Source organism: Paenibacillus sp. E194 (genome assembly GCF_000935845.1).
In the GTDB taxonomy this organism is placed as follows: Bacteria; Bacillota; Bacilli; order Paenibacillales; family Paenibacillaceae; genus Paenibacillus_B; species Paenibacillus_B alvei_B.
The window spans coordinates 1-17230 of record NZ_JMDX01000126.1 but is presented as its reverse complement, the minus strand read 5'-3'; the positions used below and the strand labels follow the sequence as shown (position 1 = coordinate 17230).

Below are 17230 nucleotides of genomic sequence, written 5' to 3'. Positions count from 1 at the left end.
AAGGGGGCTTTCCCTGCCTTCCAAGCGGAGCCTTACTTGTCAAGCGGCTTCATGAAGCAAATGTGCGGTGTATATCCTGAGGTCGAAGAAGCAATTCAAGCGAAGGGGATGCGCAATGTAACGGTCATTACACAAGCGCCGACGGGCAGCACGGGTACGATGGTTGGCACTTCCACCGGGATCGAGCCGTACTTCGCCTTCAAATATTACCGCCAGAGCCGTCTCGGCTATGACGAGCAGTTCGTGCCGATTGCGCAGCAATGGAAGGATGCGCATCCGAACGATCAGCTGCCGGATTACTTTGTAACAGCGATGGATCTGTCAGCAGAGGATCATATTCGTGCCCAAGCAGCGATTCAGCGCTGGGTGGACAGCTCGATTTCCAAAACGGCGAACTGCCCGAATGATTTTACTGTCGAGCAGACGAAGGAATTGTATGAACTGGCGTTCGACCTCGGATGTAAAGGTGTAACCATTTACCGAGATGGAAGTCGAGACGTGCAAGTGCTGTCGACGGAGAAAGAGTCGAAGCAGGAAGAGAGCAACCATTCAGAATCGGGGCAAGCTGATTCCCATTCGAACTCGCAGCAAAAGCAGTCTGAACAGGATGATTCCCATGCGAACAATCAGGAGGAGCCACAATCAACACAAGGAGGGGTTCTGCATTGCGAGTCTTCATTTGTCTCTGAGGGTCAACAGAAGACGAAGAACAATGGGGACGGAAATGAGCAGCAGCTTCATCGTCAGGATACTGGCTCGTCTGGTGCATCGTCTTCGAGTGTCTTTTCAGATCGTGACCAGAAGGATGGAGCACGAGCGCAGGAAAGTAATGACGGTCAGGAATCTACAAATGGCAATGCTTCTCCTTCTGCTGAGGTAACTGCAACCAAGGGGGAAGAGTCTGAATCAGCAAGCTCAAATAATGTGTACAAGCGCCGTCCACAAGTATTGCGCGGGGCAACGTATAAGATTAATACGCCGTTCGGGATGGCGTACATTACGATTAATGATTTGAATGACATTCCTGCAGAAATCTTCTTAAACGTCGGCAAGGCTGGATCCGATGTATTTGCGATGGCGGAAGCGCTAGGCCGCGTATGTTCCCTGTTCCTGCGCTATGGCGACCATGGCAACAAAGTAGAGCTGTTAATCAAGCATTTGAAGGGAATCGGTGGTTCAGGCTCCGTTGGTTTCGGTGCTAATCGGGTGGAGTCGATTGCAGATGCAGTCGCAAAAGCGCTGGAGACACATATGCAGGAGCAGGCATGTGATCAAGAGCGTCAGCGGAATGGAGAAGGGAGAAACGGTCAGCTGAACCATCAAAATGACACCGGTCAGTCGCACAACAATAATAACCAACAATTGATTGAAAATGGCCATCAGTCAAACAGTAACAATCATACTGCCAGCGGCAATCATCAACAGGTTAATTCTTCACGACAGGAATCGATCAAGCAGGCACCAATCGTAGCTGCCATAGAAGATTCATCATCTGCTCAGAAAGATACATCTCCACCGATGATGAGCGGGATGTCGAGAGACTTATGTCCTTCTTGCGGCTCAGCTTCTCTCATCAATATGGAAGGCTGCAAGACGTGTGCGAACTGTGGTTACAGCCGTTGTTCATAATAACAGCATAACTGTTGAGGGAATATAAATCGTGTATGATAAATCATGATAACAATTCGTGGCGCTGCTTGAATATATGAAGAGAGGCGCGCCGTTCAAATCGCCGATTAATGATTACAAAGTTAGGGCTAAATGGAAAACCCCCGTGAAGCTGCTGTGGCAGCGCCTCGGGGGTTTGTGTTTTGGTCTGGCGCAGCATGACGCCAACTATTTAACCCCTGACAGCCTGTATTATGGCTGCAGCTGGTCCCTCTGGTTGTTTTCTAGTTGCATAAAATGAACGGGAAATTACAGTTTAACTTCAGTTCACTTTATATAGGTTAACAGAATAATGACACTTCTAAAACAACAAAAGCCCTACCTCTCTTCTGTCCTTGCGGCTCCGATGACCGCGCCAGTGTGAATCAGAATTTCGTCTTTACATAAACTCATACTTCGTTTGGGTTAATCAAAATAGGAATTTAAAACTTCGTGGTCACGAAGAGTTATTCTTCTAGCGAGGAACGTAAAAGGGGTTAAATTGAACTTACAATATTAGATTATATCACAGATGTAACTATCTTGCAAGAACTCTATTGGGTTCTACTTTTGGGCTGCACGGGCGGAGCCGTTGTACCGCTCTGCCGTATCGATGACGAACGGCATAAGGTGCTGCGCACTCGCACAGACAGACCGCTATGGTGTGCCGGAGCGTATGAACTTGTTGCGCGGACGCCTGCAGGCGCATGCCAAAGGCTTTGCGGGTTCCCGGCTTATGGATTAGGATGAAGCTCGATAATCTGTTATTTGGGGTAATGCATCTCAGCGATTGCAGGTCTTTGACCTCAATATATAGCCTCTGAACGTTGAAGGAGTTCCAAATTCGGTCATACACTTTCATAGCCTTGAGAATCTGAAACTGGAGTTAAATGATTATGCGAATTGTTACAATAAACAGCGAATTCACGTAACACTGAGCTCATATAGCCTAGTGTTACGTGAAATTATTTAAGATGTCAAAAAGTAATTGACAATATATTTTGAATTGATATACTAAATATAACGTTGCAATTGATAATCATTATCGATTCATAAAAACATACATAGATAATAATTTCATCAATTCAATAATCTGTTTGACTATTAAGCTTATATAAGGGGAGAGTACGGAAAATGAGAAAATTTAAATTAACTGTTATTTTTGCAATTTTTGTTGTAATGTTGGCAGCTTGCTCAACTTCAAGTAATGAAAACGGTAAAACGGAAACGACTGGGCAAGAAAACCAAGCTGCTAAAACTTCAACGGTTGAAATAACGGATGCTCATGGAACGGTTACTGTTCCTGTAAACCCTAAAAATGTAATTGCTCTGGATAGCAGAACTTTTGAAACTTTGGCTGATTGGAACATTAAATTAGCAGCTGCTCCAAAGGATGTAATGCCTAAGGAATCACCGTATGTAAAAGATGAAGCAGTTCAAAATATTGGGAATCACCGTGAGCCAAATCTTGAAATTATCGCGGCTGCAAACCCTGAACTTGTCATTGTCGGTCAACGATTTGCTAATCATTATGAATCGATCAAAAAATTAGTACCGAATGCAGCTGTTATTGATCTGAATTTTGATGTTTCTGAGAAAGCTGATAAGCCTGGGGAAAACTTAGTAAAAGGACTTAAGGATTCCACAATTATTTTAGGACAAATTTTTGATAAAAATGAAGAAGCGAAACAATTGGTAGCTGATTTTGATAAATCTATCGAAGACGCTAAGTCTGCCTATAACGGAACGGCTACAGTTATGGGTGTTGAAGTTTCTGGTGGGAATATTGGCTTCTCAGCTCCACGTTTTGGACGTGTTTGGGGGCCTATGTTTGAAATGTTTGGATGGAAACCAGCTTTAGAAATTGAAAATGCTACATCAGGTCATAAAGGTGATGAGATTTCTGTTGAAGCTATTGCAAAAAGTAATCCGGATTGGGTCTTCGTACTAGATCGTGATGCTGCAATATCTTCTGAAAGTGAAGCTGTTCCCGCAAAAGATGTGATTAATAATTCACCTGCTCTTCAAAAAGTAACCGCTGTTACTAAAGGGCAAATTGTTTATGCACCAAATGACACGTATACAAATGAATCAATCCAAACTTTCATTGAGATCTTTAAAAACATGGCAAATACTTTAGCTAAGTAGTCTAAAGGAGCATACATGGTGCTGAAAAAGACAATACAAAAAATTTCTGGGGTTGAGAAAAATTCTCAACCCCGGCTTTATAACCATAACAAGATATGGACAAAACCTTTTATATTTGCGATTATAGTTGTTATTATTTTAGGGATTATATCTCTATTTACTGGAGTTTATAATATACGGGGACAAGAGGATGGAATGGAGATGTTTTTCATTACTCGTGTTCCAAGAACAGCCGCATTAATGCTTACTGGGGCTGCCATGTCCATGGCAGGACTCGTCATGCAACTTATTACACAGAATCGTTTAGTCGAACCTACCACAACAGGAACTATTGAATGGGCAGGGTTGGGACTTCTTTTTGTTTATTTATTATTTCCTGCACCAACGTTAGTTCTAAGAATGACTGGTGCAATTGTTTTTTCTTTTATAGGAACTATGATTTTCTTTTTATTTTTAAGAAGAGTTAAACTTCGATCGTCTTTAATTGTCCCAATTATTGGACTGATGCTTGGAGCCGTCGTTTCTGCAGTTTCCACTTTTATTGGGCTCCTGTTTCAAAGTACGCAAAGTATTGAATCTTGGTTTGTAGGTTCTTTTGCGGCAGTTCAGGTTGGAAGATATGAATATTTATGGATAATTGTTGTCGTTACTTTTCTTATTTTTATGTATGCGAATAGACTGACTTTAGCTGGACTAGGGGAAGATGTTGCAACAAGTCTTGGAGTAAATTACAATAGGGTCGTTCTCTTTGGTACTGGTCTTATTTCTTTAGCAGTTGGAATTGTTGCAGCTGTTATCGGAAACTTACCTTTTTTAGGATTAATTGTCCCCAATATTGTGTCAATGTTTAGGGGAGATGATCTTAGGAGTAATTTGCCTTGGGTATGTGTGATAGGAATGGGTACTATAACGGTTTGTGACATCATTTCTCGAACAATTATAATGCCTTTTGAAGTACCTGTATCTTTAATACTCGGAATAATGGGTGCAGTCGTATTTATTACTATTTTATTGAGACAAAGAAAACCAAGGAGGCTAAGATGAACGCATTGGAATATAGAAATAACGAAAATGTCGTTATCGATTCTAGCCTTCATAATAAAAATAGATCAGCTAGAGCTTTTCGTTCTAAGAAAGAAGAAAAACGTTATTGGATGTTGCTCATAACATTAATTGTTTTGGGCATCCTTTCTTCATATGGACTTTTAGTTTATAACAATCCAGTTCCGATAGATTCACCTTCTTTTATCCCAGTTGCTAAAAGAAGAATGGTAGCTCTTGTTGCAATGATTATTGCTGCCATTTGTCAAAGTTTGTCTACCGTTGCTTTCCAATCGATTACGAATAATAGGATTATTACCCCTTCACTTTTAGGATTTGAATCACTTTATTCAACAATTCATACGAGTACCATATTTTTCTTTGGTGTTGGTGCATTGATAAATTTCACTGGTACTGTACCTTTTTTATTGCAAGTTATTGTTATGGTCATGATGAGCTTAATGCTTTATGGGTGGCTGCTTTCTGGAAAGTACGGAAATTTGCAGATTATGCTTTTGGTTGGAATTATTATTGGCACAGGGCTAAAATCTGTGTCAGCTTTTATGAGAAGACTTCTTTCGCCTTCTGAGTTTGATATTTTACAGGCAAGATTGTTTGGCTCTGTTAATCATGCAGATTCTGCCTATTTTCCTATTGTAATTCCTATGGTAATCATTGTAGCATTATTGCTTCTTGCTCATTCTAAGAATCTAAATATATTGTCACTTGGAAAGGATGTCTCCACTTCTTTTGGAGTTAAACATCAATCAAGTATCATTTATACGCTTATATTAGTTTCTATTTTGATGTCAATTTCAACAGCATTGATTGGACCACTTACTTTCTATGGATTTTTAGTTGCAACTTTGAGTTATCAAGCAGCGCCAACCTATGATCATAGATATGTTTTTCCAATGGCTCTTGCTATAGGGTTTTTGATAATAACGGGTGCATACTTTTTAATGTATCATGTATTCAATGCTCAAGGCGTAGTTTCCGTTATTATTGAATTATTTGGTGGAATCATATTCTTAATTGCAGTTTTAAGGAAGAGGGCTCTATGATAAAGATTGATAATGTTAGAAAATTGTATACGGATAAGGTGAAAATAGGACCTTTGAATATTGAAATACCAAAGGCTGGTCTCACTTCATTAATTGGACCAAATGGTGCTGGAAAGTCCACGACACTTTTGATGATTGGAAGACTTTTGGATATGGATGAAGGCCAAATTCAGGTGGCGAATATGGATGTTTCTGAATCTAAATCAAAAGACTTAGCGAAGATTTTAACTATTTTGCGTCAAGAAAATCATTTTGTAACGAGGCTAACTATTAGACAACTAGTTGGATTTGGACGTTTTCCTTATTCAAAGGGAAGATTAACGAAAGAGGATGAGGCTATTATTTCTAAATATATCGATTTTTTAGGTTTGACTGATCTAGAAAATAGATATTTAGATGAGCTTTCTGGTGGTCAAAGGCAAAGGGCATATGTAGCAATGGTTTTGTGCCAAGAGACTGAATATGTACTTTTGGACGAGCCTCTGAACAATCTTGATGTTGCTCGTTCTGTTCAAATGATGGAGCATTTGAGGTATGCTGCTAATGAATTTGGAAGAACTATTCTGACTGTTATGCATGATATAAATTTTGCAGCCAAATATTCTGATAGAATTTGCGCGATGAAAGATGGACAAATTGCCGCTTTTGGATCTGTAGAAGAGGTTATGGATCCAGAAGTTTTGACAGATATTTTTGAAACGAAAATAGAAATTATTGATGGTCCCTATGGGCCAATTGCGGTTTATTAGTTAGACGGATTGGGTTTGTAAATAAATGATAATAAAATTGGATCGTTTCTGTGCTTGCTTATATGGGGCTGTGTGAGCTTAAAAAGTCATTATTTAACAATTTTAATATTGCAAATAAAAATCTGGTATGTTAATATTGCGCTAACACTTACGATAGGAGTTGAAGAGGATAATGTAGAATTTCTTGCTTACGTTTAAAGAATAAAACCAGTTCTATTTGTTCTGTTTTATTCTTTATTGGCAAGAAAGTTACCTTATTCTTTTCACTCAAAATATATCCTTATCTGACTCTGCGTAGGGTTGGATTTGCTTTATTTTTTTGAGCTGTAAGAAAGGTCAACTTTCTTGCGGCTCTTTTTTATTTGAGTATTTTGCATGAATCTGAGCCCTTGATACGCAAGAATTTTCAGTCATAAAAAAGGAAATTCACCCCAACTTGGCGAAGTTTTTTGATGACCAATCCAAAAATACCCAGGAATGGAGGAAGTAACCTTGTGTATTCTCCAAGAAAGTCTATTTTTCTTTGAAGATCTGCAAAAAATGCATACATAAGATTGATTGCCTATCTTTTTTAGCGTCATCGATCTTCGTCCTTACGCGAAAGAGCTGAGAAGCCGTTCACCCCGAGGGGCTGACGGTCACTCTATTGTTAGAAATAAAGAGAAAGGTTGGAAAGGAGAATGTATTCACCAGTTCCGCTGTCGAACAGTGCAAAATATTAGCAACTACTGCCTACAATTTAGTACATCAGAACTTTGAGAAAAACGAGAGTCCAAGAAGACTAGTATCTCTTAACAATAAAACATACGAAATCATGATCGATACCCAAATAAGGATACTCCTCTGTATTTATAAAACCTCAAACAAATTCTTTCTTACAACCAGAACCGTACAATTCTCATTAAAACAGACAGACATGGAATTATTCAATTCATTAGCAAGAATAAGGTGAATTATCATGAAGTTGAAAGCTACTTTGTTACATTTACCCGCAGCGGAAAGCATGTGCAATACCGGCGTTCCAAGGATTCCAAAGAGAAGGAAGGGTATTTATGTCAATGAGCAAAGCCAATCTGCAACTGAAACAAAATGAGAAAGTTTATTTCGAGCTTACGGAAGCGCAGCGTCGAATTTGGTACATGGAGCTGTTGAATCCGCACACGACAGTTGCCACGCTTAATAGTTTGCTTACTATCAAGGGCACGATACAAGAGGATAAGATCGTAGAGGTGCTGCAAAACCTTGCTCTCCGTCACGACGCTCTGCGTATGCGATTGCAGCAGAGAGAAGGTGAGGAGCCACTAAGTTATATTGTTCCTTTTATTCCAATTGACATCGATATTGTGGATTTATGCGATAGAGAACCAGAGGCATGGAAAGAAGAAGTTGAGTTTCTGTCATGTCAACCGTTTTCACTTTTTGACTCCCATTTATTTAAATTTACGCTGTTTCTTACTGGTGAAACTGAGGCCAGATTGTTCTTGAGCATTCATCATATTATTGCCGACGGCTTTTCGCTCAACTTGTTAGGTAATGAATTCGTTGAGGGCTATCATGCTTTGCTTTGCAATAGAGAGCTTCCCCAAGATGCGGCGCCTGCTTGCACGGATCTGCTCCGTATCGAGGATGAGTATTTACAATCTTCCCGGTTTCAGAAGGATAAGGCATTTTGGGAGGGCGAGTTCCGTACGCTGCCTTCCATCACACGGCTTGACACTTCCGAAAGCGCTATACAGACGGCCGGCAGCTTGGCAAATTATGCCCATTATGAAATTCCGGCATCTGAATGCAACGACATCCGTACGTTCTGCGAATCACAGCATGTTTCTCCATTTAACTTGTTTGTATCTGCCCTTTGCTTGTATATGTCGCGGATTTGCGGTGAAGAAGAAGTTGTGCTTGGAACGATGTACGCCAACCGGACATCTCGAGAACAGAAGTCGATGGTTGCGATGCTCGTCAGCACGACGGCTTTTCGCATGCGCATTGATGCTTCCTGGTCGTTCGCGGACTTTCTTAAACAAGTAAAGAACAAGCAGAGCGAGCTGATTCGGCATCAAAAGTACCCGTTTAACCGGATTGTCCCGGATCTTCGCAACCGTTTCGGTTTTACGGAGGCATTGCTGCCCGTGTTCTTCAATTATCACCCGATGGAGTGGGACACGCTGCCTGACGATGCGCCTTTCCAATACGAGACGCTGCCTCTGGGAAATGGGCACCAGGATAACGAATTGACGGTGCACATCCGCGAACATGTAGGAACCGGAGAAATGGCCATTCAAATCGATTATTTGACAGATTTGTTTGCGCGCCAAGACATCGATTGTTTGTTCCAAAGATTGCTGCATGTAATCCGGGAAGCGATGTCGAACCCCTTGCAGTCGGTAGGGCGATTGCACATTCTGCCTCCTGAAGAACAGAAGAATATACTCCACACTTACAGCTTGGGGCAACGGACCGAGCAACGACTTGACCGTTCTATGCACGAAATGGTTGAGAACCATGCAGCAAATACGCCGGATCAAATCGCTGTTGCGGAACCGGGCGGATTGTCGCTGACCTATGGACAATTAAATGAGCAAGCGAACAGGCTCGCTCGGACGCTTCGTCGCCTGGGCATAGGTAATGGGGAGCCTGTGGCCATTCTGGGGGAACGTTCTCCGCTTATCGTAACTGCCGTTCTTGCTGTATTAAAAGCAGGCGGCGCTTTCGTTCCGTTGGACAATTCATTGCCTGCCGAGCGCCTAGCTTATATGGTAAGGGATAGCGAAGCAAAAGTACTGCTTACTGCCGACGATGACATGATGACCGTGCCTGATGGCTGCCAAGTCGTAGATTTGAGGCTTGCGTCAAGCTATGACGACGATCCAACCAATTTACTTCACGGTTGTTCACCTGAGCGACTTGCGTATGTTATCTACACCTCCGGAACAACGGGAAGGCCCAAGGGGGTTATGATCGAGCATCGCAGTTGGGTTTCAACCGCATGGTCATGGCATCATGAATACAGGCTCGGAGATATGGAAGTACGATTGCTGCAAATGGCCAGCTTTTCTTTTGACGTATTTGCCGGCGATTTGGCCAGAGCATGGCTGAGCGGAGGACAGCTCGTTATATGTTCGAACGAAACTCGTCTCAGCCTGCCTCGTCTCCATGGGGTCATCGTCGAACAAGGCATTACAATGCTGGAATCGACGCCGGCATTGCTTGTACCGCTCATGGATTATATCTACGAGAATGGTTTAAGTACGGGACACTTACGTTTGTTAATTATGGGCTCCGACCGCTTTGCGGCGAAAGATTATCAGAGAGTATACGATCGTTTCGGCTCTATCATGCGTATTCTCAACAGTTATGGGGTGACGGAAGCTTGCATTGATGCTTCCTATTATGAGGCAATGAATGGCAGTATACTGCCTCAAGAAGGAAGCGTGCCGATTGGCAGACCGCTCCCGCACGCCAACCTGTATGTGCTTGGTCAGGGCGGGACATTGCAACCCGTTGGTGTGCCGGGGGAGTTGTGCATCGGAGGAGCTGGGGTAGCTCGGGGTTATCTGAACAGACCGGAATTGACGGCAGAGCGATTCGCTCAAGATCCGTTCGTGACGGATGGACGCATGTATCGCACCGGGGATCGCGCTTACTGGCTTCCGGACGGGAATTTGCAATTTCTTGGGCGTCTCGATGACCAACTTAGTATACGGGGCTATCGGGTTGAGCCGGGCGAGATTGAATCATGCATGATACAAATCATATCCATCCGTGAGGCGGTTGTCGCCGTTATGCCAGATCGCCATAGTCAGCAGGTGCTATGCGCTTATTACACGGGCGAGAGGGAGCTTGAGACAGATGAACTGCGTGGATTCTTATCTTCGATGCTGCCGGACTATATGATCCCTGTCGCTTATATGAAGTTGGATCAGCTTCCTTTGACGACAAACGGTAAGGTGGATCGAAGAGCCTTGCCTGCGCTGGATGAAAGGATATCCTCCAAACCATACCTGCTCCCGGTAACGGATGTTGAGCAACGGATGGCAAAGCTTTGGCAAGAAGTGCTGGATCACGAGCAGATCGGACTCCTGGATAATTTCTTTGAACTTGGAGGCCATTCGCTGAAAGCGATGACGCTGTTGACACGCATTCATGAGGAGTTCAAGATCGAACTCGGATTGCGGGACATCTTTCAGGCGTCAGTGCTAAAAGACTTAACCGAGGTGGTCGGCTCGGCGGCGAAACGCAATTACGAGTCGCTTGAATCTGCTCCTGAGCAGCTCTATTACCCGCTATCGTCCGCACAGAAGCGGTTATTTATGCTACAGCAATTGGATGTCACAGGACTAAGCTACAATATGCCGGCCGCCTTTCTTATGGAAGGGACGCTTGACAAGGAACGATTGGAAGCTGCGTTCCATTCGCTTTTTGCTCGGCACGATGCTTTGCGTACTTCATTTGCTATTGTAGATGGGGAGCCCATTCAGCGCGTGCAGCAGCAAGTTGATTTCTTTATCGCGGAAGAGGAAGCAGAGGATAGGGAAGCAGACGCGCCTATTCGGGCGTTCATCCAGCCGTTCGACCTGGGCGCGGCACCACTGCTGCGGGCAAAAGTCGTACATCTCGGGAATCAACGGCATCTGCTCTTATTTGACATGCATCATATCATCTCGGACGGCATTTCTGTGCAAATCTTGACGAAAGAGCTGGCTGCGGCCTATGCCGGTGAAACGATGGAGCCGCTAAAGCTGCAATATAAAGACTATGCTGTATGGCAGCAAGCCTATAGTCATACGGAGGATTACGCCAAGGAGGAAGCCTATTGGCTGTCGCAGTTTGCCGAGGAGGTACCGGTGCTCCGGCTGCCGACCGACAATCCGCGGCCTGCTGTGCGCAGCTTTATAGGCGGCCGGGTAGACGCCGAACTGGGCGGCGAGCTTGTAACGGCTGTGCGCGAGCTGGCTCGCAAGAACAACACCACTGTGTACATGGTACTGCTAGCCGCATACAGCGCATTTCTGTCGCGTATAGCCGGACAAGACGAGATCGTTGTCGGCACGCCGGTGGCGGGACGCCAGCTTGCAGGTTTGTCAGGCATGTTAGGGATGTTTGTAAACACCTTGGCGCTCCGCATGTACCCGGAAGGAGAAAAAACGTTTGCCGCCTATCTCCGCGAAGTGGAGCAGACGGCGCTATCTGCGTTTGAGCATGAGAAATATCCGTTTGAGGAACTGGTTCAGCGAATGGTTCAGGAGCGCGATTTAAGCCGCAATCCCCTATTCGACGCAATGCTCGTTCTGCAGCATGGGGAAAATGAAGAGCTGAAACTGGAAAATGTCAATCTGACTCCGTATCCGTTGGATTATACGGCAGCCAAGTTCGACCTGACACTCACTGTAACCGAGCGAGAGGACAGCTTCTTATTGAGTTGGGAATACGATTCTTCTTTGTTTGCTCAACATACGATTGTACGCTGGAGTGACTGCTTCCAAGAGCTTCTCCTTCAGGCCGTTCATTTCCAGGACGCCAAACTTGGCGCTTATGACTTGGTTACCGCCCAAGATAAAGAACATTTGCTTAAGCGGTTCGCCGGTATAGAAGAGAAGTATGATCCTGCATCATCTGTACTGACGTTGTTCGAGCAGCAAGCCGCGCTAACTCCCGACCTCCCTGCGATTATTGGGGAAGAGGGGGAACTGAGCTACCGGCAACTAAACGAATGGGCGGAGCAGCTGGGCGCCGAACTCCGCAGGCGTGGTGTAGGGACGGATACGATCGCCGCCGTCATGACTCACCGTTCGTTAGAAATGGCAGCAGGTATAATAGGCGTCTTGAAAGCAGGAGGAGCCTACCTCCCGATTGATCCGGAATTTCCTGCGGATCGGATCCGATTTATGCTGGAGGACAGCCGCCCTCAAGCGCTGCTTACGTTCGACAAGTATAAGCCGCTCATTGCCGAACTTCGTCAAGATGTTTCCGTCTTATATTTTGAAGACAATCTGCCGCAAAAAGTTCCAGTGAAAGGGCAGGGACACTCGATCGATCCGAAGCACTCGGCCTACGTCATCTACACTTCGGGCACTACAGGAAGATCCAAAGGCGTTATTATCGAACACGGGAGCTTTGCGAACACCATACAGTGGAAAAAGCGCCACTACCAGTTTGGCCCGAGCGACAGGGCGCTGATGCTGAATCCTTTTATATTCGATTCGTTTGTGACTCACTTTTTTGCGCCTATCGTCTCAGGAGCAGCCGTTGTTATGCTGAGCGATCAGAACAGCAAGGATGCTGCAGCCATTCGCGAAGCTATCGTCCATCATCAAATCACCCATTTGCAGAGCCCGCCGAGCTTCTACTCCGCCATGCTGGAAAACATGAGCCGCGAGGATTGGCGCTCGGTGCGCAGTGCGGTAGTAGCAGGCGAGGCCGTAGGCATGCCTTTAATTCGCCGTTTGAAAGCAATGAATCCTGAAATGAAATTGATGAACGAATACGGCCCAACCGAAAATACGGTCGTAACGACGGCTGCGGAATTAACGGAAGAGACTGCTGTATCCATCGGACGCCCCATTCCAAATACTCGTGTCTATATTGTCAACGCACAGGGAACGCTGTCCCCATTCGGCGTACCGGGAGAGCTCTGCATTGCCGGTCTTGGTTTGGCGAGAGGGTATGCGAACCAGCCGGAATTGACGGCAGCGAAGTTCGTTTCCGATCCTTTCGTACCTGGAGAGCGCATGTACCGGACCGGCGATTGGGCCCGGTGGCTGCCGGATGGAACTTTGGAGTACTTGGGACGAATGGATCATCAGGTGAAAATCCGCGGGAATCGGATCGAACTCGGAGATGTTGAAGCACATCTGCTAACGCTTCCTGGGATAAGTGAGGCAGTTGTGAATGTAATCGATGGATCGGAGGGAAGTGCCAGTCTATGCGCCTATTTTGTCGCGGATCGGGACTACATGGCGAAGGAACTGAGACAACGGCTTGGCTTTGCCTTACCTTCTTACATGATACCGTCTTATTTTGTTCCCATGCTGCAAATGCCTCTGACTGTCAACGGAAAATTGGATCGCCGTGCCCTGCCGCATCCTGAGGGCAGCAACCTGGCCGAAAGCGGAAGTTATTTGGCTCCAAGATCCGACGCGGAACAAAAAATGGTCGAATTGTGGCAAGAAGTGCTTGACGTTCGTCCGATCGGAGTGAGGGATGATTTCTTTGAACGAGGTGGCCATTCGTTAAAAGCGACGGTACTAGTTTCCCGCATGCAAAAAGAGCTCCAGGCTGACGTTACGCTCCGGGATCTGTTCCAATATTCCACTGTTGAAGCATTAACGGAGGCGCTCGCTTCCAGATCGGTTAAAGCAATCGATACGCTGGAGCTGGCGGCGCCGATGGATTATTATCCGCTGACGTCGGCCCAAAAAAGGATGTACGTGCTGCAGCAGCTGGAAGGTGTAGATGTCAGTTACAACATGCCGGCCGTTCTCCGGATGGAAGGCAGTCTGGATCCCTCGCGATTCGAGTCGGCCCTGCAACAGATTATTCTGCGTCATGACGCTCTGCGAACATCCTTTACAATCATCGACAATCAGCCCATGCAGAAAGTGCACGAGCATGTGCAAGCGTCCGTCGTTTACCGAGCAGCGGAGGAACAAGAGCTTGACGCAAGGATAGCGGAGTTTTTACGTCCATTCGATCTGGAGCAAGCGCCTTTGCTGCGTGTCGAGGTTATAAGTGCGGGAAATCAGCTGCATTACTTGCTGCTTGATATGCACCATATTATCTCCGATGGCGTATCCATCAGCATTTTTGTAGAAGAATTTGCGAAACTGTACGCCAGACAACAACTGGAACCCCTTCGATTGCAATACAAAGATTATGCCGTATGGCAGCAGCAATACGCTCATAGTGCAGCTTATCGGAAAATTGAGGACTACTGGCTGCAGCATCTGGGTGGCGAGCTGCCTGTGCTGCATATCCCGACCGATTACTCACGCCCGATGCTGCGCAGTTTTGCCGGAGAACGTGTTGATTTTCAACTTGACAAGGCATTGTCGGAGTCTGTGCAAAGGTTGGCGCTGAATGAAGGGGCGACCGTGTACATGGTATTGCTGGCGGCATACAGCATGTTCCTGTCGCGATTGTGCAGCCAGAACGAGATTATCATCGGCTCCCCGGTAGCCGGGCGTCCCCATGCAGATTTGTCGTCCATGATGGGGATGTTTGTAAATACACTGCCATTGCGTACGTTTCCTTCGGGACAAAAGAAATTTTTGCATTTTATACAAGAAATCAAACAAACGACGATGGATGCCTTAGAGCATGGGGATTACCCGCTGGAAGATTTGGTCGATCAAATTGTCAAAGAGCGGGATATGGGTCGCAATCCGTTATTCGATGCCGTATTTGTGCTGCAAAATACCGATTCGTTACCGATTGTGCTTCCTGATTTGAGCGTAGACACGTATTCGTTCGCAGATACAACGGCGAAGTTTGACCTTACGCTTCAGGTTAACGAGCACCCGGATGGCTATCGCTGCTCTATGGAGTTTTCTACGGCTTTGTTTGCTCGCGAAACGATAGAGCGTTGGTGCCGTTACTTCACAGTCATGCTGCATGATGTGATTACGGCCCCGGATACGCTGCTTGCTGAAGCAAGATTGCTTAATCAAGAAGAGCAGATTGAACAGCTTATGACTTATAGCGGATTACCTGTTTCCCCGATGCCGAATGTCTCAATTACGGGGCGTTTTGCAGAGGTCGTCCGCAATTACCCGGAACGATTGGCGGTTGTATGCGGCGAACGTCACCTTACCTACGAAGCACTGCAGTATCAGTCGGGCGTTTTGGCCGGCAGGCTTCTTAGAGAAGGACTACCGCTTCATGCGGCTGTCGGAATTTTAGCTGATCGATCCATTGAATTTATTGTAGCTGCCATGGGAGTTTTGAAGGCGGGTGGCGCCTATGTGCCACTGGATCCCGAAGCTCCAGAGGAGCGTCATCTGTATATTCTGGACGATTGCGGAGCGGAATTTTTGCTGGTTTCCAGCAATTTGCACCCGCCGGAATCGTATGAGGGGACGGTCACCAGACTCGAAGTCGATTGGCTTTTACATGAGAATCTGGCGGCAAATGAGCAATCGCGTACGGTAGGCGCCGATGATCCCGCTTATATCATGTACACCTCCGGCACAACGGGAAGGCCGAAAGGCGTGCTAGTCACACACGGCAATGTGGTCAACCTGGTGACAGGCGGCGGATATGTGCCGTTTCATGACGGACATCGCTTCGCACAGACAGGTTCGGTCAGCTTCGATGCGGCGACTTTTGAAATGTTCGGCGCTCTTCTTCACGGCGGTCAATTATACCCTGTGGAGAAAGAAGGACTGCTGAACGCTAGCCGTTTGGGGCAGTTTATCGCAACCAACGGCATTACGGTTATGTTTTTGACGACATCCCTTTTCCATCATTTGGCCGATGCGGATGACGAGCTTTTTGCCGGAATTCAGCATTTGATAATGGGGGGAGAAGTGCTGCTGCCGAAGCATGTCCAGGCCGTTCAGCAAGCATGCCCGTCCATCACGATATGGAACGGATATGGGCCTACGGAGAATACGACGTTTTCAACCGTGTTCAGAGTCAGCGAAACGGACGGCATGACAAGTATCCCAATTGGCCGTCCAATTGGCGGAACGACAGCCTATGTGCTGGGCGACGATGGACAGGTGCTTCCTGTTGGCGTGCCTGGGGAATTGCATCTCGGCGGCGCCGGAGTAGCCAAAGGCTACTGGAATCAGCCTGAGCTTACGCGAGAGAAATTCAAACCCGATCCTTTCAACGAAGGCCAAACGATGTATGCAACAGGGGATCTTGCCCGCTGGCTGCCAGATGGCACTCTTGAATATATGGGACGGATCGATCAGCAGGTCAAAATTCGAGGATACCGGATTGAACCGGGTGAAATTGAAGCCCGTCTGCTGCTGAATGCCGATATTCGGCAAGCGTCCGTCGTCATTCGCAAAGATAAGCCTGGAAATGCAGTGCTTTGCGCTTATTATGTCAGCGATAGTGCGTTAGATCTGTCCGCATTAAGACATGAAATGAGCCTGGCGCTGCCTGCTTATATGGTACCTGAGCATTACATCCGTCTTGCGGAGCTCCCGCTTACTAAAAACGGAAAACTGGATCGATCGGCATTGCCTGTACCGGCCTATGAAACGGCAGCCGTTGCACCGTACATGGCCCCTCGTACACGGACGGAGGCCCAGCTAGCCGCAATTTGGGAAGACGTGCTGCAAATTTCGCAAGTAGGAGTAAGCAGCAGTTTCTTTGAATTGGGCGGCCACTCGCTAAAGGCGATGACGTTGGCATCGCGCATCCATCAAGCATTGCATGTACAAGTCTCGATTCGTGACATATTCCGCTTTGCAACCATTGAAGCGTTGGCTCCGCTTGTCGAGCGGCAATCGAAAGACCTGTTTATGGGGTTGCAGCCGGCTGAGCAATGCGATTACTATCCGCTGTCATCCGCACAAAGAAGGTTATTCGTGCTGCAGCAGCTTGAAGGCGCGGAACTAAGCTATAACA

At 46.1% G+C, this 17230-nt stretch carries 8 protein-coding genes and 1 pseudogene; all 9 read left to right on the top strand.

All coding sequences use genetic code 11. The features are described from left to right. A partial coding sequence (locus AZ66_RS17385) for a TSCPD domain-containing protein (protein WP_044355983.1) occupies positions 1–1629 on the top strand: 1629 nt, incomplete at its 5' end. A 561-nt stretch (positions 1630–2190) separates the two neighbouring features. Next, positions 2191–2397, top strand: coding sequence for a hypothetical protein (locus AZ66_RS31480; RefSeq protein WP_197081724.1), 207 nt, complete (start codon positions 2191–2193; stop codon positions 2395–2397). A gap of 70 nt (positions 2398–2467) precedes the next feature. After that, on the top strand, positions 2468–2620 hold the full coding sequence (locus AZ66_RS33830; protein ID WP_082061638.1) for an IS3 family transposase: 153 nt from the start codon (positions 2468–2470) through the stop codon (positions 2618–2620). A gap of 161 nt (positions 2621–2781) precedes the next feature. Beyond that, positions 2782–3795 (top strand): siderophore ABC transporter substrate-binding protein, encoded by a 1014-nt coding sequence (locus tag AZ66_RS17380; protein ID WP_044355982.1) that lies wholly within the window; start codon positions 2782–2784, stop codon positions 3793–3795. 15 nt (positions 3796–3810) lie between these two features. Then, positions 3811–4839 carry an ABC transporter permease gene (locus tag AZ66_RS17375; RefSeq protein WP_021260008.1) on the top strand — a complete coding sequence of 343 codons (1029 nt, stop codon included), beginning with the start codon at positions 3811–3813 and terminating at the stop codon, positions 4837–4839. Further along, positions 4836–5900 (top strand): iron chelate uptake ABC transporter family permease subunit, encoded by a 1065-nt coding sequence (locus tag AZ66_RS17370; RefSeq protein ID WP_044355980.1) that lies wholly within the window; start codon positions 4836–4838, stop codon positions 5898–5900. Before AZ66_RS17375 ends, AZ66_RS17370 begins: the two co-directional genes overlap by 4 nt. After that, entirely contained in the window at positions 5897–6649 is a 753-nt protein-coding gene (locus tag AZ66_RS17365) for an iron ABC transporter ATP-binding protein (protein ID WP_021260006.1), read from the top strand. Before AZ66_RS17370 ends, AZ66_RS17365 begins: the two co-directional genes overlap by 4 nt. A 492-nt stretch (positions 6650–7141) precedes the next feature. Continuing rightward, positions 7142–7291 (top strand): annotated as a pseudogene (locus tag AZ66_RS33825) (transposase); the annotation flags it as partial. Positions 7292–7701: 410 nt separating this feature from the next. Beyond that, positions 7702–17230, top strand: a 9529-nt coding sequence (locus AZ66_RS17355; protein WP_044355977.1) for a non-ribosomal peptide synthetase, incomplete at its 3' end; no start/stop codon positions are given.